Origin of the sequence: Desulfitobacterium chlororespirans DSM 11544, assembly GCF_900143285.1 — a bacterium.
In the GTDB taxonomy this organism is placed as follows: Bacteria; Bacillota; Desulfitobacteriia; order Desulfitobacteriales; family Desulfitobacteriaceae; genus Desulfitobacterium; species Desulfitobacterium chlororespirans.
Window position 1 is genome coordinate 156,092 of the sequence record NZ_FRDN01000012.1, and the last position, 25,948, is coordinate 182,039.

The 25,948-nt window shown below is 46.5% G+C and carries 26 protein-coding genes and 1 tRNA gene; 24 read left to right on the plus strand and 3 right to left on the minus strand.

The genetic code is table 11. The annotated features are described in order from the left end of the window. Positions 1-5 precede the first annotated feature (5 nt). The 6 genes from BUA14_RS19015 (at position 6) to BUA14_RS19035 (ending at position 5,884) form a co-directional block, all read left to right on the plus strand. The gene (locus tag BUA14_RS19015) at positions 6-2,795 is read left to right on the plus strand and encodes a helicase C-terminal domain-containing protein (RefSeq protein ID WP_072774035.1); all 2,790 of its coding nucleotides are present in this window, start codon (positions 6-8) and stop codon (positions 2,793-2,795) included. Between the two features lie 150 nt (positions 2,796-2,945). After that, the gene (gene pssA, locus BUA14_RS19020; protein WP_072774036.1) at positions 2,946-3,473 is read left to right on the plus strand and encodes a CDP-diacylglycerol--serine O-phosphatidyltransferase; all 528 of its coding nucleotides are present in this window, start codon (positions 2,946-2,948) and stop codon (positions 3,471-3,473) included. 134 nt (positions 3,474-3,607) lie between these two features. Continuing rightward, positions 3,608-3,958 carry a recombinase gene (locus BUA14_RS19025; RefSeq protein WP_015944339.1) on the plus strand — a complete coding sequence of 117 codons (351 nt, stop codon included), beginning with the start codon at positions 3,608-3,610 and terminating at the stop codon, positions 3,956-3,958. A gap of 206 nt (positions 3,959-4,164) precedes the next feature. Then, a complete protein-coding gene (locus BUA14_RS19030) occupies positions 4,165-4,623 on the plus strand; it encodes a hypothetical protein (RefSeq protein WP_072774037.1) in 459 nt (152 codons plus the stop codon). 209 nt (positions 4,624-4,832) lie between these two features. Beyond that, entirely contained in the window at positions 4,833-4,979 is a 147-nt protein-coding gene (locus tag BUA14_RS28055; protein ID WP_005811986.1) for a hypothetical protein, read from the plus strand. 20 nt (positions 4,980-4,999) lie between these two features. Beyond that, the gene (locus tag BUA14_RS19035; RefSeq protein ID WP_072774038.1) at positions 5,000-5,884 is read left to right on the plus strand and encodes a DUF1858 domain-containing protein; all 885 of its coding nucleotides are present in this window, start codon (positions 5,000-5,002) and stop codon (positions 5,882-5,884) included. 94 nt (positions 5,885-5,978) lie between these two features. On the opposite strand, the gene BUA14_RS19040 is transcribed toward BUA14_RS19035, so the two are convergent. Further along, positions 5,979-6,164 (minus strand): ferredoxin, encoded by a 186-nt coding sequence (locus BUA14_RS19040; protein ID WP_072774039.1) that lies wholly within the window; start codon positions 6,162-6,164, stop codon positions 5,979-5,981. A 90-nt stretch (positions 6,165-6,254) separates the two neighbouring features. On the opposite strand from BUA14_RS19040, the gene BUA14_RS19045 reads away from it, so the two are divergent. The 11 genes from BUA14_RS19045 (at position 6,255) to BUA14_RS19095 (ending at position 16,949) form a co-directional block, all read left to right on the plus strand. Further along, the gene (locus tag BUA14_RS19045) at positions 6,255-6,755 is read left to right on the plus strand and encodes a GNAT family N-acetyltransferase (protein WP_072774040.1); all 501 of its coding nucleotides are present in this window, start codon (positions 6,255-6,257) and stop codon (positions 6,753-6,755) included. 318 nt (positions 6,756-7,073) lie between these two features. Continuing rightward, a complete protein-coding gene (spo0A, locus tag BUA14_RS19050; protein ID WP_072774041.1) occupies positions 7,074-7,868 on the plus strand; it encodes a sporulation transcription factor Spo0A in 795 nt (264 codons plus the stop codon). A 429-nt stretch (positions 7,869-8,297) separates the two neighbouring features. Next, a complete protein-coding gene (locus tag BUA14_RS19055) occupies positions 8,298-9,215 on the plus strand; it encodes an ABC transporter permease (RefSeq protein WP_072774042.1) in 918 nt (305 codons plus the stop codon). A gap of 12 nt (positions 9,216-9,227) precedes the next feature. Continuing rightward, a complete protein-coding gene (locus BUA14_RS19060) occupies positions 9,228-10,271 on the plus strand; it encodes an ABC transporter permease (RefSeq protein WP_072774043.1) in 1,044 nt (347 codons plus the stop codon). A gap of 15 nt (positions 10,272-10,286) precedes the next feature. Then, positions 10,287-11,294, plus strand: a complete 1,008-nt coding sequence (locus BUA14_RS19065) for an ABC transporter ATP-binding protein (protein ID WP_072774044.1) — start codon at positions 10,287-10,289, stop codon at positions 11,292-11,294. Further along, complete coding sequence (locus BUA14_RS19070; RefSeq protein ID WP_072774045.1) at positions 11,287-12,270, plus strand: ABC transporter ATP-binding protein; 984 nt, start codon at positions 11,287-11,289, stop codon at positions 12,268-12,270. The genes BUA14_RS19065 and BUA14_RS19070 overlap by 8 nt, the downstream gene beginning before the upstream one ends. An 80-nt stretch (positions 12,271-12,350) precedes the next feature. Continuing rightward, positions 12,351-13,988 carry a peptide ABC transporter substrate-binding protein gene (locus BUA14_RS19075; protein WP_072774046.1) on the plus strand — a complete coding sequence of 546 codons (1,638 nt, stop codon included), beginning with the start codon at positions 12,351-12,353 and terminating at the stop codon, positions 13,986-13,988. A gap of 99 nt (positions 13,989-14,087) precedes the next feature. Then, a complete protein-coding gene (locus tag BUA14_RS19080; RefSeq protein ID WP_072774047.1) occupies positions 14,088-14,759 on the plus strand; it encodes a dTMP kinase in 672 nt (223 codons plus the stop codon). An 84-nt stretch (positions 14,760-14,843) separates the two neighbouring features. Then, a tRNA-Arg gene (locus BUA14_RS19085) sits at positions 14,844-14,919 on the plus strand. 135 nt (positions 14,920-15,054) lie between these two features. Further along, a complete protein-coding gene (locus BUA14_RS19090; RefSeq protein WP_072774048.1) occupies positions 15,055-15,942 on the plus strand; it encodes a YitT family protein in 888 nt (295 codons plus the stop codon). Further along, positions 15,927-16,949 (plus strand): hypothetical protein, encoded by a 1,023-nt coding sequence (locus BUA14_RS19095; protein ID WP_072774049.1) that lies wholly within the window; start codon positions 15,927-15,929, stop codon positions 16,947-16,949. Before BUA14_RS19090 ends, BUA14_RS19095 begins: the two co-directional genes overlap by 16 nt. Before the next feature lie 24 nt (positions 16,950-16,973). Here the strand turns inward: BUA14_RS19095 and BUA14_RS19100 are convergent, their stop codons facing one another. Beyond that, positions 16,974-17,765: a polysaccharide deacetylase family protein gene (locus BUA14_RS19100; RefSeq protein WP_072774050.1), complete on the minus strand. Its 792-nt coding sequence runs from the start codon at positions 17,763-17,765 to the stop codon at positions 16,974-16,976. Between the two features lie 132 nt (positions 17,766-17,897). Beyond that, positions 17,898-18,149 carry a hypothetical protein gene (locus BUA14_RS19105; protein ID WP_015944334.1) on the minus strand — a complete coding sequence of 84 codons (252 nt, stop codon included), beginning with the start codon at positions 18,147-18,149 and terminating at the stop codon, positions 17,898-17,900. A 132-nt stretch (positions 18,150-18,281) separates the two neighbouring features. Here BUA14_RS19105 and BUA14_RS19110 point away from each other — a divergent pair, with 132 nt between their 5' ends. From BUA14_RS19110 to BUA14_RS19140, 7 genes are all read left to right on the plus strand, one after another. After that, complete coding sequence (locus BUA14_RS19110) at positions 18,282-19,553, plus strand: tetratricopeptide repeat protein (protein ID WP_178371745.1); 1,272 nt, start codon at positions 18,282-18,284, stop codon at positions 19,551-19,553. Between the two features lie 85 nt (positions 19,554-19,638). After that, complete coding sequence (locus tag BUA14_RS19115; RefSeq protein ID WP_072774052.1) at positions 19,639-20,166, plus strand: hypothetical protein; 528 nt, start codon at positions 19,639-19,641, stop codon at positions 20,164-20,166. Positions 20,167-20,170: 4 nt separating this feature from the next. Beyond that, entirely contained in the window at positions 20,171-20,704 is a 534-nt protein-coding gene (gene cobO, locus BUA14_RS19120) for a cob(I)yrinic acid a,c-diamide adenosyltransferase (protein ID WP_072774053.1), read from the plus strand. 142 nt (positions 20,705-20,846) lie between these two features. After that, a complete protein-coding gene (locus BUA14_RS19125; RefSeq protein ID WP_015944332.1) occupies positions 20,847-21,059 on the plus strand; it encodes a hypothetical protein in 213 nt (70 codons plus the stop codon). 192 nt (positions 21,060-21,251) lie between these two features. Then, positions 21,252-23,153, plus strand: coding sequence for a PrkA family serine protein kinase (locus BUA14_RS19130; RefSeq protein ID WP_072774054.1), 1,902 nt, complete (start codon positions 21,252-21,254; stop codon positions 23,151-23,153). Between the two features lie 13 nt (positions 23,154-23,166). Beyond that, complete coding sequence (yhbH, locus tag BUA14_RS19135; protein WP_072774055.1) at positions 23,167-24,297, plus strand: sporulation protein YhbH; 1,131 nt, start codon at positions 23,167-23,169, stop codon at positions 24,295-24,297. A 46-nt stretch (positions 24,298-24,343) separates the two neighbouring features. After that, a complete protein-coding gene (locus BUA14_RS19140) occupies positions 24,344-25,726 on the plus strand; it encodes a SpoVR family protein (RefSeq protein ID WP_072774056.1) in 1,383 nt (460 codons plus the stop codon). The last annotated feature ends 222 nt before the right edge of the window (positions 25,727-25,948 follow it).

Here is a 25,948-nt window from a genome sequence, read left to right on the forward strand (position 1 = left end):
CATTAATGATTAAAAGAAAAATAGTAGTTATTGATATTGAAACTACCGGATTTGATATCTATAACGATGAAATCATAGAATTTGCTGCCCTGAGCATTGAAGAGGGGGAGGAAGCGGAGGCTTTCAGCGTTTTGATCTCACCCCGGAGGCAAGTTCCGGAGCGGATTTTACGACTGACGGGTATCTCTCCGGAGGAACTAAAGCAAGCCGGTTCCCTTCAGGCTTATCGTGATAAAATTCTGGCTCTCTTCCAGGATGCCATTATCGTGGGGCATAATGTGGAGTTTGATTTAGGGTTTCTCGAGCGGGCCTTAACTATTCATTTTGAAAACACTCTCTGGGATACATTGGAGATTGCACGCATCCTTTATCCTAATATGCCTAAATACAAACTGGGCGACTTAACCAAGAGCCTCGGTTTGACGCCCCTGGAAAAGGCCCACCGGGCATTATTTGACGCCCGGGCCGCTTGGGAGCTGCTGCAAGTCTGTTGGGAAAAAGGATTGACTTTGGATTTGGGTTTCTATCAAAGAGCCCTTTCCCTTGCCGGCAGCGCTCGGGTGGCCGGCTTTTTGCGGGAATTAGAGAAAACCGTCAAGCGAAAATTTCCTGAACGCCTGATTCGAACCGACTTAGTGCTTTATGAGCAGGATTTAGGCCTTTTTGAAGATCTAGAGGTGGAAGAAGCCTTCGCAGAAGACGTGGGATGGATTGAATCCTGCTTTTCTTCAGGGGGCATTCTGGAAAATAAACTTAAAAGTTATGAAAGCCGTCTTGGCCAGCTGCAGATGGCTAAAGCCGTGGGTGAGTCCTTAACAGGCTCGACCCATATCGTCATCGAGGCTGGAACGGGTACAGGGAAATCCTATGCCTATTTAATTCCCGGCCTGTGGTGGTCTAAAAAAACAGGCAAAAAAGTCGTGGTGGCTACTCATACCATTCCTTTACAGGAGCAGATATTCAAAAAAGATCTTCCTCTCCTTGCTCAGGTCCTGCCCTTTTCTTTCCGTGGGGCTTTATTAAAAGGGAAATCAAATTATATATGCTTGAAAAGATGGTCTTTTACCCTGGGCATCACTACGGAATTAGATCCAGGTGAGCGGCTGGCGCTGCTCAGCGTTATGGTGTGGCTTAGAGAAACAACCACCGGGGATTGGCAGGAGGTCTCCCAAATTCCTAACCTGGGCAAGCTATGGGGGAGTCTGAATTGCGAGGAAGAGAGCTGCATCCCCGGAAAATGCGCTCACGCCAATCGCTGTTATATGCTGCAGTCCCGTAAACGCGCCGAAGAGGCCGACTTGATCATCGTTAATCACTCGCTGCTCTTTTCGGATATCAGGACGGAGAAGAATATCCTGCCCGAGTACCATGAATTGATCATAGACGAGGCCCATCATCTCCATCAAGCGGCTTTGGAGCAATTAGGCAATGAGATCAGCCTGGAACAGATTTCCCGGGTCCTGAATTTGCTCAGCCGTTCTATGGCAGGCAGCTTCTACGGGAATGTCAAAGCAAGGGCTCAAGTGTGGGAACGCATTCTTTCTGTGGCTCTTTGGGAGCGTTTTCGCGGCTATCTTGAGAAACTACCGGAAGCCTGTGATGAACTCTATCAGCAGGCTGAGGAGCTTTTTGCCACCTTTGCCCAAATAGTGGGAAATGAACTTTCCTATCGGTTAACCGTTCACTGCTACCAGGAAAGCTGGTGGCAAACCGTTGCCGTGCAGATCGAAAATTTGTTAGGGCGGCTTAAGATCATAACGGATTTATTGAAAGCCATGCTTAATCTTCTTGATGCACAGGATGATGAGGACTCGGCCGCTCTTGCCCATGAGATTTCAGGGCGAATACGAAATCTTGAAGAGATGCGAGAGTGTTTTGTTCTTGCTCAGCAAGTGGATCAACCTACCCGGGTCAGCTGGCTGGAACAAAGCAATCGGATTCTCCTGAAAACCTCGCCGGTGGATGTGAGCAACCTTCTTAAGGAGAAACTGTTTGCAACCCTGGACTGCGCTGTGTTGACCTCCGCGACCATCAGCATTGCCAATTCCTTTCAGCATTTTTTGCGGGAAATTGGCTTGGATGAAAGTACGCCGTCTTTATTGGTGGATTCTCCTTTTGACTATGATCGTCAGATGCAGCTGCTGGTCGTAAAGGACTTAGTGGATGTGGAGCAAAGTGATTTGTTCAATACAGAGGAAGTGGCGCTTTTTATATCTGAGGTAGCTGAGCGCATGCAGGGGAGGACCCTGGTGCTTTTTACCTCCCATCGCTTTTTGCGGGAGATTCACTTGCCTTTAAGCCGCTACCTCGGAGGCTCAGGAATTGAACTGCTGGCTCAAGGTATAGACGGAGGACGTCAGGCCATTCTCGAAGCATTTCTCAACAACTCCAGGAGTGTTTTGTTGGGGGCCAGCAGCTTCTGGGAAGGTATTGATATCCCTGGAGATGGATTGTCCTGCGTTATTCTCGTAAAACTACCTTTCGGCCCGCCTAATCGCCCGCTCATTGCAGCGCGGTCGGAGTATCTTGAAGCACAGGGGAGAAATCCCTTCTACGAGTTTCTTCTTCCCGAGGCCGTACTTCGGTTTAAACAAGGCTTTGGCCGTTTAATCCGCTCTAAGTCGGATCGAGGGCTGGTGATTCTATGCGATGGCCGGGTTATTCATAAACGCTATGGGAGACATTTCCTGAGTTCCCTGCCGGTCAAAACTCATATCCGGACCAGCAGGTCGCAAATTCTCGACAAAATTGATCTGTGGTTTGACGAGGAATATCAAAAGGAACTGCTTTTATAATTTGATAAAAGATGATACACTTAAGCATAATTGCAGTCAAGCTTCCTGGGCCTTACCAGGGTGTATAGATGAGATGTAAGATGTTCTCCCATCAGCTGGAGATAAGATGAAGCAAAGTCAGGTTAGTAAATGTTGGGAGAGTGACGTTGTGTGAGTGGCAAACCCATTAAAATGGATATGATACCCAGTTTCTTTACCTTAGGGAATTTGTTCTTTGGATTTCTGTCTTTGCTTTGGACGATGAATGGCGAATATAAAATGGCTGCCGGGTTTATTCTCTTATCTGTGCTTATGGATAGTATGGATGGAAAGGTAGCCCGTAAACTTTCCGTGAGTTCAGATTTCGGCAAAGAACTGGATTCTTTATGCGATGTGGTCTCCTTTGGCGTGGCACCGGCGATTTTAACCTATCAACTGGTGCTGGCCGCCCATATGGGAGTTTGGGGCATGCTTCTTGCCGCAGCTTTTGCTTTATGTGGAGCAGTCCGCTTGGCACGGTTTAATGTTCTTAATATAAGCACCCATTTTTTGGGCGTGCCGATCACCTTTGCCGGCGGACTCATGGCCTTAATGGTTCTTTTTTACAGGAATCTGCCTTGGTTAGTTTTTCCTGTGGCTTTGGCAGCGCTGGCCGTTCTCATGGTCTCCACGTTCAAAGTGCCTAAGCTGGGGAAATGATAAGTTTTACTGTCCTTAAAAAGTGTTGATATTATGGGGGTACAGAGTATTGCTCTGTATCCTTTTTGTGTTCACCCATTCAAGGCTTTGTGCATATAGTATGGCACGGAAAACACTTGTATGGAGGGAAGAGCATGGATAATCAACAAGTGAATTGGGCCAATGTTGGATTAAGAATGGTGCAAGGATTAACAACCGTTATTGATGCTATTCGGCAGCTCGACGCCCAAGAGGCTTCTTTAGTTATGAAACTGCTGGGAAAAACCTGTATGAGGACCATGAAAGAAGGGGTCGGTCATCAATTTGGTATCGCTTTAGTAGAGACCAGTGCCCAATTAGCTATGAGTGAAAAACTTGTTGTTGAGGATGTCTTGAAAATCATCAGCTCCATTATCGGACGGCTTTATTTTACAGCCAGCAGCGAAGAGGAAAAATTACTGGTTGCTCAATTGGAAGACGCAGTGAAAAATTACCAAATTATTTGAGTCCCATCAGGTGGCCGATTGCATAAAGTAATAAAGAAGGAAAGAGGTGATCTGAATGAAGGTTTACTATGTCCGTCTGCCTGAGTTCGTACTCAGCTTCCTCCGCAAGGTATTTAATTAGTCAAATAAAAATTACTTAAGACATGACATGAAAGAGAGTTCCCTCCTATAGATATAGAGTAGGAAGACAAGCAAGGAGGGAAAACATGGCTAGAAGTCGTTATGTCTGGATCATGGGAATTACACTCGTTTGTTTACTGGGGATTGTTGCCTGGAAATCTCCTCAATCTGTGATGGTGTCTCTGACCCAACCCCACTATGCGGATTCACCTCAGGCCGCTGTACAGCGTTTTTGGGGTTACCTGGACACGAGACAACTGGAGTTGGCAGAACAGCTGCTCATGGATAAGGAACTCAATCCACTGGGGCAGCAGGAATTTGAATTATGGAAGGCTCAGGTTAAAAATAACCCCTTAATCAGCCTGAAGAAGATGGAGTTAGCAGATTCTCCCCAGCCCAACAGCGTTTTGGTCAATGTAGAATGGACCTCGCCGGTCAAGGATAAAATCGTGCAAACTTATGTAATGGAAACCCGAGCCACCTCTGAAGGATGGAAAATCATTCAAATTCAAAAGATGGATGTTCAGTCCTTAGCTCTTCAATAACTTACGCGCCTTGGAGCGCGTTTTTTTATTGTCAGAAAGCATAAATCTGCGTTAGATACTTTCTAAGTATATTTCTCTTCAGAACGGTTTAAACTGAGATGTAAAACCTGAAAGTGTTCCAAAAAACACACTTAAGAGTGCTGTAGGTCACATCGGCAGGGATAAATTTTTGTTAGACTTAAGCCATAATTGTAAAGGGGGATATAAACATGGCCGATACGAAAAAAGAAAATATTGAGCGGGAATGCTCACATTGCGGAACAACCAGTGAGCTTACACCTGTTATAACTTATGTACATCAAGGGGATGAAAAGCACGTTTGTGTGCATTGTCTGCCTATGTTAATTCATGGCTAAAGGATATCGAGGTGTTTAAAATGAAATTTACATTAGAAATGAAACTCAAGGACATCATGGCCACCAACCCTAAAACGGTTGAAGCGATGCAGGAATTAGGGTTGCATTGTTTGGGGTGTCCTTTTTCGGTAAATGAAACCCTGCTTAATGCTGCGCAAATGCACAAGCTCGACCCTGAAAAGCTCCTGGAGGCTGTTAATTCAGTGGAGCAAGGGGAGATGTCTGAAGCTGCCAAAGCTAAAGCTCAACCCAAGGGTGCCATTCTGCAAATGGATAAAAAGACGTTCGCTATTGCCCCCCATATTCCGGCCGGGGTAGCTACCCCCGAAATATTGCGAAAAATTGCCGATGTAGCGGAAAAATACAATGCTGCCGCAATTAAGGTGACTTCCGCCCAACGGATTGCTATCGTAGGCTTGAAGCCGGAAGTCATCCCTGCTGCTTGGGATGATTTGGGGATGGATCCCGGACATGCTATAGGACTATGTGTTCGCAGTGTCAAAGTGTGCCCTGGTATGACTTTCTGCAAACGAGGTCTCCAGGAAACCCTGGGTATCGGAATGGAAGTGGATAAGCGCTACCATGGTATGTCCCTGCCTGCAAAATTTAAAATCGGGATTGCCGGCTGCCCCAATAAATGTACCGATTCCATGAATGTGGATCTGGGAATCATGGGAACCAGCAAGGGATATCATGTCTATGTGGGCGGAAATGGCGGCGTCAAACCGCGCCGAGGAGATTTGCTTCTGGAGAATCTCCAATCCGATCAGCTCATTCCCGTCATTGATGCGGTGATGGACTATTTTAAAGAGAACGCCAAGCCTCAGGAGCGCCTGGGACGGCTTATTGATCGCGTAGGCCTGGAAGGGTTGCAAGAAGCTGTTCAAAATGTTGTAAATGCCTAAAACAAACAGCGGCTACAGTTAAATAAATAAATTTGAGTAAAAAAGCAGGGGGCGTATCCAAATGATACGCCCCCTGTGATACTATAGAGTAGTATTAGTCAAGGTGAATGGCATCTGTGGGGCAACCATCCGCAGCTTCCTGGGCAGATTCCTCCAGTTCACCGGGAACAGGGTTTACATACGCTTCAGCAAGCCCCTCGTCATTCATGCGAAAAATTTCAGGGCAAATGGATGCACAAGCACCACAACCAATACAGTTTTCATCTACTGATGCAGTCATTATTAAATAGACCTCCTTTGCTAAACTCAACACTCAATGTTCCCTTATTTTGGAGATGTTATACATATTACGGAAGGATGAGGAAGAAAAATGCCATCACAATTTATCCTGCGCCAAGCCCAAATTAAGGATTTGGAACGAATCAATGAAATATATAATTGGGCTGTCCTCAATACGGTAGCAACCTTTGATCTGGAAGAGCGCTCCTTGGCGGCGGCAGAGGTCTGGTTTGATCATCATCAAGACCCTTATTATCCTGTCTATGTAGTGGAAAACCAGGGGCAGGTTACAGGGTGGGGGAGTCTGTCGCCTTTTCATCCACGGGCGGCCTACAAACAAAGCGGAGAGTTTTCCGTCTACATCGCTCCTGAGTGGACCGGTCAATCCATGGGCGATGCACTGCTGAAAGTTCTTTGCCAGGAGGCAAAAAAATTAGGTTACCATACGCTATTGGGTCTTATTACTTCCACCAATGAAAAGAGTATTTCCTTAGCTAAAAAGCATGGTTTTTGGGAAGCCGGGAAGTATCGTGAAGTGGGGACGAAGTTTGGGCAATGTTTGGATGTCATGGTCATGCAGATCATTTTTTAATTAATATCTTTTCATCAATCTCAATGCAGCGGATTTTATATGAATTTTCTAGCATATTCGTGATTAATCATGGCAGATTGACCCTTCTGGGGAAAAATGGAATAAAATAACGAGATTTAATTTACATTAATATCCAGAAAATCCCCTATTATAAGGACTTTAAGAATAATCGGTTAATTATGCGGTTTACTTATTTTTTACGATTTCGACATCCCAGCTAACGTATAATAAGGTCACCGGCAGAAGACAAGAGAGAATTGACATTATAGCAAGATAATAGGGACCGGAAAATTACCATAAGGCAGGATGATAAAGAAAATGGGAAGAAAAATCAAAATTGTCGTCGCTGACGATAACCGTAATTTGTGCCAAATGTTACAGGATTTTCTCCAAAGTCAGGATGATCTCGAGGTGATAGGGGTAGCGTATAATGGAGTCGAGGCTTGGGATCTGATTCAAGCTCAGGAACCGGATCTTGTCATCATTGATTTAGTTATGCCGAGTCTGGACGGGTTAGGTGTTTTGGAAAGAATAAACGGACGGACGACGGCTTCACGGCCCAAGGTTATCATGCTTACCGCCTTTGGTCAGGAATCCTTAACCCATCAGGCCATGATGCTTGGTGTAGATTATTTTATTTTGAAGCCCTTTGATCTGGAGATTCTGGGTAAGAGGATCCGTAGTTTGACCCAAAGCGCACCCTCCTCATCGACTCCGATGACTTCAACAATGAATGCTGTGACCAACGCAGGCACAAGTGTTAATTTAGGGGCAGAAGTGACGAATATGATGCATCAAATCGGGATTCCGGCCCATGTCAAGGGATACCAATACATAAGAGATGCGATTCTGATGGTCGTCGAAGATGTGTCATTATTGGGGGCGGTAACCAAGGAGCTCTATCCGGCCATTGCCAAGAAGTATGATACTGCACCCAGCCGCGTGGAGCGAGGTATCCGGCATGCCATCGAATTAGCATGGGAGCGGGGGCATACAGAGACTTTAAAACGCATTTTCGGATATTCCATGAATATTGAACGACAAAAACCAACCAATTCAGAATTTGTCGCCCTTCTTGCCGACAAATTGAGGGTTATGAGTAAAGTGAGCTAAAATTAACAAGGCTTTTTTATCCGAAGCACTCCTATTCAATCATTGATAGGAGTGCTTTTTTTCAATACTCTCAAGGTTTACATGGCTTTCAACAGAGCTCTTCTTGCTATGATAGTGATGCCAATAATTGGATGAGCCAAAAAACCTTATCACTTTGCTGGAGAGAATGCCGACCGCTAAGAGAGCGTTCAGACTTGTTCCGGTCGTAGATAGTGTCGTTCTTTAATGTTTTTTTAAAAGGTGTCTTTGCTTTAGTATAAGCCCGCGCGAAGGTTTTTTGCCTTTCTATGCTAATTGACAAAGTTCACTTCGATTGTTAAAATTGAAACGCGTCTGTGTTGAAATTATATGAAAATTGGGGTTTAGATGTTTTGAGCAAAATGGGTGGCCGGGTTCAGATTTATGAAAAGAGCGAGGGAGTATTAGTGAATGATTAAATACGTTATTAAGCGAATTATTCTGGCAGTGATGACGATCTTTGTGGTTGCAACCATAACTTTTTTTCTAATGAACATGGTGCCCGGTGGTCCATTTGTTGCAGAAAAGTCCATTAGTGCGCAAGCTCAGGCTGCGCTCCATGAGAAATTCGGGTTGGACAAGCCACTGATTGTTCAATACAAAAACTACATGTTAAGTGCTGCTCAGGGCGACTTTGGTTTGAGTTTAAAACAACGTGGCCGCACTGTCACCGATATTATTGTCAGCAAGTTTCCGGTATCAGCCAAGCTGGGCGGTATCGCAGTGCTTGCAGCCCTATCGATTGGAATTCCTCTGGGAAGCATTGCTGCTCTTAACCGGGGTAAATGGCTCGACGACCTGATCATCGTCATCGCCACCTGCGGCATTGCCTTTCCCAGTTTTGTTATCTGTACCGTAGGTATGTATGTGTTCGGCGTCTACTTAGGGGTATTGCCGACCATGGGTCTCACAACACCGGCTCATTATATCCTTCCCGTATTTGCCCTTTCCTTCTATCCAACAGCCTATATTACACGACTGATGCGCTCGTCCATGCTCGATGTGATTGGTCAGGATTATATGCGAACAGCTCGTGCCAAAGGTCTTTCTCAGATGAAGAGCCTTTTCAAGCATGCTTTGCGCAACGCGATCCTGCCTGTTATCACTTATGTAGGCCCTATGCTGGCCTTTACTCTGACCGGCAGTTTCATCGTGGAGAAGATTTTCGTCATTCCCGGTTTAGGCGGTCAATTTGTCAGTTCCATCGTCAACCGTGATTACACAGTAATTATGGGCACCACAATTTTCTTGGCGACGCTTGTTATTACCATTAATGCATTGATCGATATTCTTTATAAATTTATTGATCCGCGTATCCAACTCAAGTAGGGAGGGCAGAAAATGACAGAAAAAAATCCGCTTAGCTTACAATTAAAGGTTGAAGATTTTCTGCCTGCAACCGATGCAGAAAAGCAAAGTCTCACCCAAATGCGCCCCGGTGTCAGCTTTTGGAAGGATGCCATGCGGCGGCTCAGGAAAAATAAGGTGGCTATGATCAGCCTTACAGTCATTCTGGTCGTTATGTTTTTTTCTTTTATCGTGCCCAGCTTTTATCCTTATAAATATGAGCAGCAGACCAAGGGCTCTGAGTACCTCAAACCCATGACCTACTCCACTCAGGAACAACTGCGCATTGATGCCGGAGAAAAAGTGTTCCCCCATATTCTGGGAACCGATAATTTGGGCCGCGACTATGCTGTCCGTGTGATGGTGGGCAGCCGTATTTCCTTAATGGTAGGCTTAATCGCTTCCGCTATCATTTTGGTCATTGGTTCAACTTACGGTGCTGTGTCCGGCTTCTTTGGCGGCTGGGTAGATCTCATGATGATGCGACTCGTCGATATTATTTATACAGTACCGGATATTCTCCTGATTGTCCTGATTTCTTTCGCCATCCGGGATCCCTTGGGCATCCTGGCGACAAAGCCCGGGTTTGGCTGGATTCAGACGGTAGGGCCCAATCTCATCAGTATTTTTCTGGTGTTTGCCCTGCTGTATTGGGTGGGTATGGCGCGGATTGTCCGCAGCCAGGTGCTGGCCCTTAAGCAAAATGAATATGTAACGGCAGCCAGAGCTTTGGGTGCCGGTACAGGCCGCATTATCCGCAAGCATCTTCTGACCAACTGTATCGGAACTTTGATTGTTACCACCACGCTGCAGATTCCATCTTCTATTTTCACGGAGAGTTTTCTGAGCTTCCTTGGCCTGGGGGTTGCTGTTCCTTTGCCTTCTTTAGGTTCTCTGGCCAGTGATGCCCTCAACGGCCTGAACAGTTATCCTTATCTGTTGATGGCGCCGGCTTTGCTGATCAGCCTGATCATTCTTAGTTTTAACCTATTAGGCGATGGCTTGCGGGACGCATTCGACCCGAAGATGAAGAGTTAAGGAAGGAGAAACATAATGAATGAGTATTTAGTTGATATACGCAACGAGAGGCTCTCCTTCTTTACCCCTGCAGGTGAGGTAAAAGCACTCAATGATGTGTCCCTGCATGTTCGTGAAGGCGAAGTATTGGGGGTTGTAGGGGAGAGCGGTTCCGGAAAATCGGTTACCTCATACAGTCTCATGGGCCTGACGGCTCATCCTGGCCGCTTGATCGGCGGTGATCTTTATTTCAACGGACATCATATCAATAAGATGACGGAACGGGAGCTGCGTGAGATCAGAGGAAATGAGGTATCGATCATTTTCCAGGATCCGATGACCAGCCTCAATCCGGTCTATACCGTCGGCAATCAGATCCGGGAGGTCATTCTTCTCCATACCAAGAAGACCAAGAAAGAGGCCAACGAGCGTGCCCGGGAACTTTTGCAGTTAGTAGGCATTAACGAACCAGAAAAACGCTTAAAGCAATATCCTCATGAATTATCCGGCGGCATGCGCCAGCGGGTGATGATTGCTATCGCTTTGGCCTGTGAGCCCAAGCTGTTGATCGCTGATGAACCGACGACCGCTTTGGACGTGACGATTCAAGCTCAGATCATCGAACTTATGATCAATCTGAAGGAAAAAATGGGGATGTCTATTATTCTGATTACCCACGACCTGGGTGTTGTGGCCGGTATGTGTGATCGCATTGCTGTTATGTATGCCGGTAAGGTGATTGAATCCGGCACCGCGGATGAAATTTTCTATCAGCCATCCCATGAATATACCAAAGGCCTGCTTCTGAGCGTGCCTAATATCAATGATCGGGAACACAAGCAATTGGTGCCGATTGAAGGTTTACCGGTGGACATGCTCAATCCGCCGGCGGGTTGCCCATTTGCTCCCCGCTGTCGTTCATGTATGAAAATTTGTCTGAGCACTATGCCGGCCTATACCAAGCTTAGCGAAGAACATTACAGTGCGTGTTGGCTTCTGGACAAAGCAAAATTCGAGGGGCAGTCGGAGGTTCAACATGATTGATAATAATAATAAATTGTTGGAAATACAGCACTTAAAGCAATATTTTCCGGTGAAAAGTGAAAAGCTGCTTGAGAAAAAAGTTGTCAAAGCTGTGGACGATGTGTCCTTCTATATCAATAAAGGTGAAACCCTGGGCCTTGTAGGAGAGTCGGGCTGCGGCAAGACGACGACAGGGCGGACTTTGCTGCGGCTGCATGAACCCACCGGGGGTAAAATCCTTTACGCAGGCAAAGATATCACCCGTGTGAATATGCTGCCTTACCGGCGCAAGATGCAGATTGTGTTTCAGGATCCCTATGCAAGCCTTAACCCGCGCATGACCGTAGGGGACATTGTGGGAGAGGCTATCGATATTCATCGTTTGGCAGCCAATGCCCAGGAACGCCGGGAACGTATTGTGGAGCTTTTAAGCTTGGTGGGCCTGAATACAGAACATGCCAACCGCTATCCCCATGAATTTTCCGGCGGCCAGCGCCAAAGGGTGGGCATCGCTCGTGCTCTGGCTGTAAACCCTGAGTTTATCGTTTGTGACGAGCCTATTTCGGCGTTGGACGTATCCATTCAGGCTCAGGTAGTCAATATGTTTGAAGAACTTCAGCAGCGTATGGGATTGACTTATCTGTTTATTTCTCATAATTTGAGTGTCGTCAAGCATATATCTAACCGTATCGGTGTGATGTATCTGGGTAAGCTGGTGGAGCTGGCTGACAGCTATGAACTGACATTTCACAGCGTCCACCCTTATACCCGCAGTTTGATATCAGCAATCCCGATTGCCGACCCCAAGGTTTCCCGCAGCACCCAACGTATCGTGCTGGAGGGCGATGTCCCCAGCCCCGTCAATCCCCCCTCCGGCTGCCGTTTCCGTACCCGGTGCGTTTACGCCGACGAACGGTGTGCCGCCGAGGAACCGGAATGGCGCGAGGTCTCGGCCGGTCATTTTGCCGCCTGCCATCATCTGGACCGGGTGCAATGATTCCGTCCTTTAAATTATTTACCGTGCCCATGTCACGGTGGATGATAAATATCCAAAAGAAAAAGGAGGAAAAGAATGTCATGAAAAGAAAAAGTACCCTAATACTGGTCATCACCATGATCCTGGCTCTGACGATTACCGCTTGCGGTAAACAGTCCGCCCCAGCTCAAGCTGACGGCGACAAAAAGCCTAAACAGCTTGTGGCTCAGATTGGCCCTAACCCCGAGACCATCGATCCCGCACTGAACAGTGCCGTAGATGGTGGCAACATGCTTCTGTTTGCCTTTGATTGTCTGCTCAATGTGGACAAAGACAACAAGATCATCCCTGGTGCCGCTGAAGACTGGAAGACCAGTGAAGATGGCCTGACCTGGACCTTCTATCTCCGTGATGGCCTGAAGTGGTCTGATGGCTCACCTCTGACTGCCAAGGACTTTGTGTATAGTTGGAAACGGGTAGCCGATCCTGCTACCGCTGCTCCTTACGGTGAAACCGTACTGGGTATGGTCAAAGGATTTGCAGAAGCTGCCGACGGCAATCCCGATGCCCTGGCTGTTTCCGCACCTGATGACAAAACTTTCGTAGTTGAGCTGGCCAATCCTTGCGCCTACTTTGATAAGCTGGCCGCTTTCGCGACTTTGAGCCCTGTACAACAGGCTACCATCGAAGCTCACGGCGACGCCTGGGCTACCAAACCTGAAAGCTATATCGGTAACGGCCCCTTCCAAATCTCTGAATGGGTGCCCAGCTCCTATATCCTCTTCACCAAGAACCCTAATTACCGCGATGCGGATTCCATCAAGCTGGATTCCATCAAACTGCTCCTGATCGAGGATTCTAATGCTTCCTATGCCGCTTATAAGACCGGCGAAGCCATGATGATCAAGGATGTGCCCACTGCGGAGATTCCTTCTCTTCAAGGTAAGGATGACTTCTATATTGACCCGCTGCTTGGCACCTATTATCTTGACATCAACAATACCTTGCCCCAGTTCTCAGACCCCCGTGTTCGCATGGCCTTAAGCTTGGCCATTGATCGCAAATATGTGGCTGAAACCTTGATGCAAGGAACCTATACCGCTGCCCCTAATTTCATCGGCACAGGCGTAGCTGATTGGGATGGCAGCAGCTTTATGGCTAATGCCAACGGCGGCAAACCCTATATTAGTATCGATGATCATGAAGGCAACCTGGCCAAAGCTAAGGAACTTATGGCTGAGGCAGGCTATCCCGAAGGTAAAGGCTTCCCGGCCGTCACCTATTCCACTAACGATACTGCTTATCACAAAGTGGTCGCCCAATATCTCCAGCAAGCCTGGAAGGAATTGGGTATCTCAACGAATGTAGAGATCGTCGAGTGGGCCAGCTTCACTCCCCAGCGTCGTGCCGGTGATTATCAAACCAGCCGTGACGGATGGCTGTTTGATTACAATGATGCCTCCAATATGCTGGATCTGATGTACAGTACCAATGGCAACAACAATGCTAAATATAAGAGCGCTGAATATGATGCGCTGATGAGTAAGGCTGCTGCAGAAGTTGATCCCGAGAAACGTTCCGGTTACTTGCATCAGGCTGAAGATCACATGATGGCTGATGCTGCCGTCATACCGATCGCTTATTACAATGAGTTCTATCTGCAAAGCCCCAAAATTACAGGTTCCTGGCACTCTCCCTATGGCTACTGGTACTTCCAGTACGCTGACATTGTGGAGTAAAGAACTCTGGTTTTAATCATATTCCAAAATGCAGGGGCCGCCGATTTCCGGCGGCCCTTCGGCTAAGGTGCCAAATGACTGGGAGGATGGAGTAAGAGTATGGGTAAACTCATTATTATTGAAGGTGGAGATGGGAGCGGCAAGGCGACCCAGACCCGGAAGCTATGGCGGCGCCTCGCAGATGAAGGGCTGCAAGTAAAAAAAGTGGAGTTCCCCAATTATTCCAGCCCCTCCTCATCCCTGGTCACCATGTATTTGGGAGGAGAGTTCGGCACGGACCCTAATGTGGTAAATCCTTATGCAGCATCTACGTTCTATGCTGTGGATCGCTATGCCTCTTACAAAACCCTCTGGGGGGATTTTTACAGCCGGGGTGGGATCATTCTCTCCGATCGATACACTACCTCTAATATGATCCACCAAGCTGTTAAAATCAAAGACCCCGCCGGCTGGGCAAGCTATCTTGATTGGCTGAAAGATTTCGAATATCGCTTAATGGGTTTGCCTGAACCGGACCTGGTTATTTATCTCAACATGCCTCCTGACCTGAGTATCAGCTTTATTGCCGGCCGTGCAGACAAATCCTCGGTTACCAGTCAGGACATTCATGAGAAAAATAGGGGTTATCTTAAGGAGTCCTATGATAATGCCCAAAAAGTCCGGGTAAGGGAAAACTGGCTGACCATAGATTGTGTGTCTGAAGATAGGCTGAAGTCTATCGAGGAAATACACGAGGAAATCTATGCAGTCACCAAAAGGGCCTTAGTGTAAAAGTAATTTGTTTTTTTAGACTTTCACGTTATGTCTTGACAAAGCCAGGTACTTTTAGTAAAGTGATATAGCGGTTGTTTTCGAGCGCTCGTAGCTCAGGGGATAGAGTGACGGTTTCCGAGGCCGGAGGTCGCAGGTTCAAATCCTGCCGGGCGCACCATATGTTACAATGACGTCGCAAGGGATTGCGGCGTTTTTTCATTGCATACTCTATACTTAGGAGTATAATCAAAGGGGATTCTTCTCACTATAAGATGATAATCTCAACAATTGTAATGGATGGAAGAAAAGTTTCATGATGGGTGGGATTTTTTTGAGCTGGAGAGAAGATTATCTACGGGTGACGTGGGTTCACTTGAAAAGAATTGTGGCAATCATCATAGGAGCGGTGATCGTAGCCGCCAGCATCAACTCCATGATCATTCCCAATAAGATAGCGGATGGAGGAGTCACGGGGATCGCGATTATTGTTTACTATTTGTTCAATTTACCTGTCAGTAAAGTCGTTATTCTTTTAAATATCCCCTTGTTTCTTATCGGGTGGAAAATGGTTGGACGAGTTTTTTTGGTGTATAGCATCATCGGCGTTGCAGCCTTTTCTTTAGCTTTAGAAGTAACCATGGCAATTCCTAATCCTACCGCTGATCCTTTGTTGGCTTGTATCTTTGCCGGTGTTGTCAGTGGCATTGGCATGGGCATTATTTTCCGCAGCCGCGGCTCTTTGGGCGGAACAGATATTTTGGCGGTGTTTTTCAGCCGCACCACCTCCTTTAGTGTCGGGCAGGTTCTGATGGGCATTGACGCTTTGATCTTTATAGCGGCCGCTGTCTTTCTGGGCCCGGAGCGAGCCATGTATGCGATGATTTATATGTTTATAGCCACCAAAGTTATCGACATGGTGCAGGAGGGCCTGAACCCCTCCAAAAGCGTTCTGGTCGTCACTGGAGACCCCCACGGAATTGCTCAGGATATTATGGAGAAGCTGGATCGGGGAGTTACGCTTTTTCAGGCTAAAGGAGCTTACTCGAAAGAGGATAAAGAAGTGGTCTATTGTGTCATCAGCCGGACGGAAATGTCTCAGATCAAAGAAATTATCCGCACTCGCGATCCTAAGGCATTTTTGTCGATTTCCGATGTTCCGGAAGTGGTAGGGGAGGGCTTTTCCACATGGAAAGGACATTAAAGAGAAAGAAAATACCTCATCGCAACAAGAGAAAGAAGCGAGTTCTGCAAATTCTGCTATCCGGAATACTGATCTTGCTCCTCCTTTTTGCCGGTTTGCCCTATTTGCAACATGTCGGTGCCTATCGGGGGGCGGTAGACCACTATGATTTTGCTGCTCTTGCTCAGGAGCTGGCCTGGATAGAAAAAAATGCGGCTTGGTTAAAGAAGCTCCCCTTCATTGCCGAAGGGGAACTATGGCTAAAGCTTAATCAGGGTGAGTATGAGGAAATAGAGTCGGAATTAGTGCACCATGAAGATGATGGTCATCGTTTCTGGCTGTTTCAGCTTTATTTATTAAAAGATAGGCCCGATGAGGCGGAGAAGGTCATCGCCGTCCTTCACAATCCTGCTCTTCAGAAGCTGGCCCAGGGAATGCGCTGGGGTAATGGCGAAGAACATGAGAAGGCGGTTAATACTTTGTTAAGCATCAGTGAGGGGGACCTAAACTCAGGGGACCGGGTATTGAAGAACATTGCCTTGTCCAGAAGTTATCTGGCCTTGGGAAAATTGGAGCAGGCCCAGAAATCATGGCAAATGGCGGCAGATATATCCTCAACACATCCCTTGGTGTCGGAGACAGAGTATGACTTAGCTCTCTTCACAGGTCAATGGGGGAAAGCCAAGGAATTAAGCAGCCAGAGTTCGCCGGTCCAAGTCACTTCATATGGAGAGCAGGTATTAGTGAAAAAAGCCCTGCTGGCCCTTGTGATCGGGGATCGAGAGGGTTATGAGAATACCTTGAAAGCACTGGAGGCCAAGGAAAAAGGGGAAGCTTGCATCCAGTACTTAACGGGGGTTAAAGCGTATGAACGGGGTGAATTTGCCCAGGCTGCAGAGTATTTAGATGGGGCAATTCAAACGGGATTACCTAGTTTTATTAAAAAGGATGCCGCTCAGGCCCTGGCACAGGCCAAGGAGCGTGTTGAAGCTGAAGGGGCGTTGCAAGACATAACGGGCAAGCGCTAAGCTGTCAGAGGCTACCCAGAGTGGTCAAGAGGAACCTGTTTGCTCCAGTGGAGGGAGATTGCTTTCCGGCGGCCAGGTTTTGGCAGCGCTTTTCAGCAATTGGCTTACAGGGACCAGCTGATAATTTTTGGCTCTCAGCTGATCAATCACCACCGGCAGGGCTTTAATCGTGTCCGGAGCGGAGTCTGAGGCATGGAAGAGGATGATATCACCCGGCCCTGCGCCATGCCCGTTGGGAAGGCCATTCAGCACATTATGGATAACCGCTTCCGGTCCGGGGCGTTTCCAATCCAGGGAATCCACACTCCATTGAATGACTTGATAGCCGAGCCTTTGTGAGACACTGATCAGCTTATTATCATAAGCTCCGTTAGGTGGTCTCAGTAAGGAGATTTTTTGTCCGGTAATCTGTTGAAGAACTTCGTGGGCACTCATAATTTCACGCTCAATCTCTCCCGGGCTTAAAGTGTTTAAATCAATATGCCGGTTGCCATGGGAAGCAATTTCATGACCGTCCGCCACCATGCGTTTTACCAGGTCTTCATGTTTGGCAGCCCAGGGGCTGGATAAAAAGAAGGTAGCCTTGACTCCTTTTTCCTGCAAAATATCCAGAATTGGTTCCGGGGTTTTTTCTCCCCAGCTGATATCGAAAGTCAGGCCAATTTCACTGGTGGTAACTTCCGCTGAGTAAATGGGCTTTAGCTTGCTGGAAAAGACAGCTATAACGTTTTCACGATAAGCAAGGACCACGAATAAGAGGATAGCCCAGAGCATAGCATTGCGCAAAGCCGGTCGTTTAAAGACAATAAATTTCATGAATTATCCCTCCCTCTTCAAAAGATATTCAAAGTCCGAACGGAACATGTAAAGAGAGGCTGTACTAATTCATTGAGAATAAAGAAAAAGCACCATGCGGTGCTTTTTAATAGTTTAATGTATGAACATTTCTTAACGGCTGAATCGTGTCCCCAGGATAAACCTCAGCAGGTCATAGCCAAACAGGAGCTTAAGAAAAAGATGAAGGACAAGGATACTGGTGACAAAATAAACGGCAATACGAATGACCACAAAAGCGATCGAGAAAAACCAACCAAAAACATGACTCAGGAGTATCGCCGAAAAATAAAGGGCAAGAATTAAAAGGATAATTTTCAGGACAATAACCCAATTAGAAGACGGAGCAGGACGATAAGCGTTCATAACAACACCTCCCACATAATTTAGATTAACATATTTCGACCTTACTGTCTAGATTGTTAAACAATTCGCCTGTAGGCTTGTTTTCGCGCCAAAAAGCACCTCTCTGCATATGATGACTATGATACGGAGGGGATGCTGATGAACGATCACAGCTTGGAATTTTGGCGAACCCTAATGGAAAAAGGCACGGCTTGTTTGGGCCAAACAGATTATGTGAAAGCGGAAAATTATTTCAAGAGAGCAGTGCGGATCGCACACCATCTCGATGTACCCTTAGTAAAGGCTTTTTCCTTACGTTTACTGGCGACGGTTCAAGTGAAGCAAGGAAAGACAGAAATAGCAGAGAAAGGATTCCGGGAAGCTCTGCAAATCTGTGAAAAGGTCAATAACTATAAAGGAATGTCCGAAGCTTTAGCCGGTTTAGCCAGTGTGGCCGTGGAAAAAAATAATTTCGAAAACGCCATACACTTCTATTGCCGGGCTATTGAAGTATATCCCCTTGAGTCGCCGCCCCTTCGTTTGGCCATGCTGTACAGCGATTTGGGTCAGGCTTATTCGGCCTTGGAACGCTGGCAGGAAGCTCAGGATACTTACAGGAAAGCCATGAACTTGTGTCACAAGTTTAATTATCCCAAAGGTGAAGGGGAGCTAAGTGTCCTCATTGGTGAAGTTCATTATCAACTGGAGGATAAAGACCAGGCCATACTATGTATACAGCATTCCTGTAAAGTCTTTGCCGGGAGCAAAGAAGAGGTATCGCTGATCAACAGCCTGCAATACTACGCTTTTATGATGTTTGAACTGCAGAGACTTGAAGAAGCATTAGTAGCTCTGCAAAGGGCGGTTGTGCTGCAGATGAGAAATAATTTATGGGAAGACGTTAGTGAGTCGGTCTATTTTATGGCAAAAGTTCTGCAAGGCTTAGGATACCTGGATGAGACTCAATACTACCTTGAGCTATCCATAAAACTCTGTCCCGATCATGAGCTCAGCTTGGCTCTGCGCTTACAAAGCTTAGGGAGACTTATGGTCAGAAAGGAAGAGTACGGCCAGGCTAAAAAATACTTTTTGGAATCTGCCGCTATTTTTGAGCTTCTGGGGGATGATCTCCGCTTAGGTGAGTGTTATGAATATTTGGCCTTTCTTCTTGACGCCTTGGGAGAAGAGGAAGAAAGTGAATACTATCGGAAAGAATCCAAACGGATGATTGCCGGTTATCATGCCCATTCCTTGAATGCAGTGCAGCGATTAGCCGAATATTATGAGCGCCGCAAGCAATATCTGGATGCCTTGCAATGCTATTGGCAATCCATAGAGATTGCCCGGGACATCGGGTATGAGACCATGGATTTGGAACGGGCGGTACAAAGAGTTTCCCGCAAGGTTCGTCAGAAGAAACATTGATAAATTGTGCCGGAATACTAGGAAAGATTCCATTTTTCGGTTAGAATATGGATATAGCCAAGAGAAGGATATGTGAGGGATTGCTGTGAAGTTAGATGACATGCTCCTGTTGGAAAGCTTGGAAGATATCCATCATGTGATAGAACAGTCGCTGAAGAAGATTTCTAAAGTCCGTTCCGTTCATGTCCATCATTTCGAAGAATGGGCAGAGGAAGTTAGAAATCATCGGAGAATATTCGAAGAAATTTCTATTCCGGCCCGGTTGATCATTGAACATCTCATCCATTGCCGCCATAAATCAGGGCAAGTATCATTGGAAACGGGCCAAATGTCCCTGGCTTTTTCGAGCATTGGCAGTATTAAAGTTGAGCAATTCGGAATTATTAAAATAAAGTGCGGAGAACTGGAGACCTCGTGGCGGGACAGCAACACCAGCTATTATTTTTATCCAGACAAAGTGGAACTGCGGGCTGCGGATGAGAAATCGGCGATTAAGATTCTTTTTACTTATGCTTTCACTCAGCAGATTGTCGAGAAGTTTCCGGAACTTATTCACTGCCCCAATGTGGCATATATTCACCCCCAGCTAGAACAATGGTCGAGGCAGGTGTAAACTTATGGCTAATCTGGAAAAAGGTTTAATTCAGATTTATACCGGTAATAATAAAGGTAAGACAACAGCAGCTTTAGGGTTGACCCTGAGGGCTGTCGGACATGGCTATCATGTTTTTATACTTCAGTTTATGAAGGGCCGCCAGGATTATGGGGAATTGCAAGGCCTGAAACGTCTGGAGCCGGAATGCCGGCTTGAGCAATACGGCTCACCGGGATGGGTCTTTAAAGGACAAGCTGAGGAAAATGATTGCCGCGAGGCCCGGGCAGGTTTGGAGCGAGCCCGGGAGATCATGATGTCTGGAGAATGGGATATTGTCATCCTTGATGAAATCGTCAATGCCATCTGGTTTGAACTGATTCCCGAAGAGGAGGTCATAGAACTACTGGCTCAGAAACCTGAGCATGTAGAGATTATCATGACAGGCCGCAATGCTTCACCTCAACTGATAGAGAAAGCTCATCTTGTCACAGAGATGGTGGACATTAAACATCCTTATGAGCTGGGGATCCAGGCTCGCAAAGGGATAGAGTATTAAAGGACAGTTTTTATTTTATCTTATTTGATTAATTATCGGAAATTTGAGAAAATTACCTATAATTATGACTAGATTTAAAATAAAAACTATGGTAGAATAAGAGCAAGAAATTACTTTCACATAAAACGGAGGTGTAAGTCATATGTATGCAGCAAAATATGAATCCATTAAGACGGGCATCCCGGATCGCTTACCAAAGTTTAAACGTGGCGACCGCGTGTTAACCTATAATTCAAAAATGGGAACCGTGGTACGCTTGGAAAAAGATGAACTCGGTGAGTATTTCGTGGTTCAATTAGACGTCTTTTCTGGAGAATATGCTTATGACGCCAAAGATTTGACAAGATTGCAGTAATAATATAAAGCTCTTGATTTTTGTGATTAACGCCTGTGAAGCTGAAAAGCCGCAGGCGTTTTTATTATGCTTGAGACCCTTTGCCAAGGTTTCGCCAAGGGAGGAGAAAACTAATGTCTCTTCTTTTTAATTAAGGCATATATTTAGATTAAGCCTTGTAAGGTATGATGTATAGCGAAAAGGAGGACTACGATGGAAGTAATACAATGGCTTAAAAATTACCGGGATAGAGAAGCTGCCTTGGCATGGAACGGAACCTTTACGGAATATCTGTTAAAGATTGTTGAAAACCCCAAGCTTGCCATGCACGCCCATGCACGGATCTATGAGATGATTCGTAAAGCAGGAATTAAAGAAGAAAATGATCATAAGAATTATGCATTCTTTAATAAAGAACTCTTTGGCATGGAGAAAACCTTGGAGCGCCTGGTAGAAGAGTATTTTCATTCGGCAGCGAAACGACTGGATGTCAGGAAGCGGATTCTTCTGCTCATGGGACCCGTCAGCGGGGGTAAGTCCACCATTGTAACCTTGCTGAAAAAAGGCCTGGAGGACTATACCAGGACGGAGGAGGGCGCCGTTTACGCTATTGATGGCTGCCCCATGCATGAGGATCCCCTCCATTTGCTTCCGCAGGTCCTGCGGGAAGAATTCGAACAGCAATACGGGATTCGTATCGAAGGCAATCTTTGCCCGGTCTGCCGGCTGAGAGTGGAAGAAGAGTTCCAAGGCCGTGTGGAGGATGTACCTATTAAGAGAATCGTCTTTTCTGAAGAACAGCGGGTAGGCATCGGGACCTTCACCCCCTCTGACCCTAAATCCCAGGACATCGCAGATTTGACGGGAAGCATCGATTTCTCCACCATTACGGAATACGGTTCAGAATCGGATCCCAGAGCCTATCGTTTCGACGGTGAATTGAATAAGGCCAATAGAGGTCTTATGGAGTTCCAGGAGATGCTGAAAAGTGATGAAAAATTTCTCTGGAACCTGCTCAGCCTGTCTCAGGAAGGGAATTTTAAAGCAGGGCGGTTTGCCTTGATTTCCGCCGATGAGTTGATTATCGCCCATACCAATGAAAACGAATATAAATCCTTTGTGGCCAATAAAAAGAACGAGGCGCTCCAATCCCGGATCATCGTGATTCCAGTTCCTTATAACCTGAAAATCAGTTCTGAGGTTAAAATCTATGAAAAGCTGATCCAGCAAAGTGATCTTAAGGGGATTCACTTGGCTCCTCACAGCCTCTGGACGGCTTCAGCTTTCAGTATCATCTCCCGGCTGAAACCCTCCAAAAAGCAAGGTATGGATCTGGTCAAGAAAATGCGTCTCTACGATGGGGAAGATGTGGAAGGGTTTAATCAGAAGGATATTAAAGATATTATGACTGAGGGTGAAGAGCAGGGTGAAGGGATGAGCGGCGTTGATCCCCGCTACGTTATTAACCGTATCTCAACAGCTCTCATCCGCGATCACAAATCCTGCATCAATGCCTTGGATATTTTACGAGCACTTAAGGATGGCCTTTCCCAACATACCTCTATCACCAAAGAGGAGCGAGAAAATCTGGTCAATCTCATTGCGGTCGCCCGCAAGGAATATGATGAAGTAGCGAAAAAAGAGGTCCAAAAAGCCTTTGTTTACGCTTATGAAGAATCGGCTAAATCTTTACTCAATAACTATCTGGATAATGTCGAAGCCTATTGTAACTCCAGCAAGCTTTACGACCCGATTACGGGAGAGGAGTTAGAGCCGGACGAGCAACTCATGCGCAGCATCGAAGAGCAGATTGGGGTATCGGAGAACGCCAAAAAAGCCTTTCGGGAAGAAATACTGATCCGCATTTCCATTTATGCCCGCAAAAACAAGGCTTTTCAATACACTTCTCATGAGCGGTTAAGAGAGGCTATCGAGAAGAAATTATTTGCCGATCTTAAAGATGTGATTAAGGTGACGACTTCAGTATCCCATCCGGACCAGGAGCAATTGCGCCGCATTAATGAAGTGACGGATCGCCTGATTCAGCTTCATGGGTACTGCCCCATTTGTGCCAATGAAATCGTCAAATATGTCGGCTCCCTTCTCAATCGTTAAGGAGGGATGAGCCATGAGTGATGATATTATTGTCAGCCGGGAGGACTGGGGCTTACATCGCAAAGGTTATCTGGATCAAAACCGGCACAAAGAGAAAGTTCAGGAAGCGATCAAAAAGCAGCTTGGGGATTTAATCGTTGATGAAAGTATCATCCTCAGTGATGGCAAAAAGGCTACTAAAATCCCGATGCGTTCCTTAGAAGAATTCCGATTTCGCTTTGATTACAACAAGAAAAAACACACAGGCCAGGGAAACAAAAGAATGCAAAATGGTGATATCCTGGCCCGGGAAAGCCAGCGTAAACAAGGGGCCGGTAAAGGTCCGGGTGCCGGAGATGAGCCGGGCATCGATATTTATGAGGCTGAAGTCACCTATGAGGATCTGGCGACACTTCTTTTTGAGGAATTGCAGCTTCCCAATTTGGATGATAAAAAGCGCCCCTTGATTGCTCATGATAAACCGGAATTTAAAGATATTCGCAAGAAAGGCCTGATGGCAAATATTGATAAAAAACGCACTCTTATCGAAAGCATCAAAAGGCAGGCCCTGGCCGGCAAGGATCAAGACCTTAAAATTCTTCCTGAGGATTTGCGCTTTAAGACCTGGGAAACCCATCCTAACTATGAAACCAATGCTGTTATCCTGGCTATGATGGATACCTCAGGGTCCATGGGCCAGTTTGAAAAATATATATCGCGAACTTTCTTTTTCTGGATGGTGCGTTTCTTAAGGGAAAAGTACGAAAATGTGGAAATGCGCTTTTTGGCCCATCACACTGAAGCGAAAGAAGTCACGGAAGAGGAGTTTTTTACCCGGGGAGAAAGCGGTGGAACTCGTTGTTCCTCTGTCTATCAACTGGCTTTAGAAATCATCCGGCGGGATTATCCTCCTGCCCACTATAATATTTATCCGGTTCATTTTACTGATGGCGATAATATTGGCTCAGACAACACCCGGTCCTTGAATCTGATGCAAAAGCTTGTGGACGTGAGTCAGGTAGTTGGCTATGGCGAGATTCTCAGAACCCACTACTCCAGCACGCTCATGTCCTCTCTAAAGCGTATTACGGATCCCAAGCTCCGCTTTGTCACGATTCGCGATCGCCAAGAGGTTTATGAAGCGCTGAAAACGGTATTTTCATAGCCGTGCTGGCGCCGGCAGAGGATGAAAAAGATCAGGAGAGGTGTCTATGGACTATGAGGTGACAGAACTCAGCTATTATGCTCAAGAAATTGCCAATGTGGCCAGAGGCCTGGGGCTTGACTTTTACCCAGTGCATTTTGAGGTCTGCCCGGCTGAAGCGATTTATTCTTTTGGGGCTTATGGGATGCCGGTGCGTTTCACACATTGGAGCTTTGGCAAGGCTTTCTATCGTATGAAAATGCAGTATGATTTGAATCTCACCCGGATCTACGAACTCGTCATCAACTCGAACCCATCTTATGCGTTTCTGTTGGAAGGGAATCGCTTGATCCAGAATAAGCTGGTCATAGGCCATGTCTATGCTCATGTGGATTTTTTTAAGCATAACCGCTATTTCCGACGAACCCCTCAGGACATGGTGCTGCGCATGGAAGCTCATGCCCGGCGCATGCGGGACTACGAACTGGAGCATGGCCGGGATAAGGTGGAACAAACGTTAGATGCGGTATTAGCCATTCAAGAGCATGTGGATTACAGAGCCCATTTAGGGCCCCAAAAAGGCTCCGCCGAAAATTCCAACAAAAAAGGCGGAGCGGAAAAGAAAACTTCCGTCCACCTAACTGAATATGCAGACCTTTGGGATAGAGAAACTGATGATGAAGTTGAGGAAAAATTACCGGAGGAAGACCTGCTGCTTTATTTGATGACTCATTCTTCAAGTCTGGAAGATTGGCAGCGGGATATTCTGAGTATGATCCGTGAGGAATCCCTATACTTTTATCCGCAGATTGAAACAAAAATCATTAATGAAGGGTGGGCCACCTTTTGGCATTCCCGAATTATGAGAGAACTGGACCTCACTGACGCCGAGGCGGTAGACTTTGCCGTAATGCACAGTCAAGTTGTACAGCCTTCAAAGCTGCAGCTCAATCCCTATTACTTAGGCGTTAAGATATGGGAACATCTTGCTGAGCATCATGACTGGGAAACCTTGTTTGAGATACGAGAGATGGAGAATGACATTTCCTTTGTGCGCAATTATCTCAATCAAGAATTGGTTGAGGAACTCAACCTCTTTAATTATCGTAAGGTAGGTGCCCACTGGCAAGTCATGGATACCGCATGGGAGAAGGTGCGCGATAACCTGGTTAAGCAGCTGGTCCATGGCGGCCATCCCCGTATTTTAGTCATGGATGGGGATTACGAGGGAAAAGGCGGGCTCTATCTTGTTCATGGGCATGAGGGACTCGACTTGGACATTGTTTATCTGGAAAGAACTTTGCAGCTGCTGCAGACATTGTGGGGTAAAGGTGTTTATCTGGAAACTGTGGTGGATGGCAAAAAGATTCTTTTCGAATGCACGAACAGCGGTATTTCCCGGAAGAGCATGGCAAAAGTTCAGGATAGGCAGAAGGAGGAAAGGGTGTGAGGCCGCTTGCATCTGGGGCATCTGTAGCAGAGGGGTAAAAGGTCTTGGTTCGGGTCGCGTAGCTTTACGCACAACGCGTACTCCATAGCTCCGGAGCTGGTCAACTTGCTCTCTTAACAGCTCCCGCCAAACCTCAGGGTAATACCTGATGTGAACCGTGGCTCCGCTACGTTAAGAAAGCCTAGTTGACCTGACCGCCCCTCCGCTAAATCCGTCCGCGTT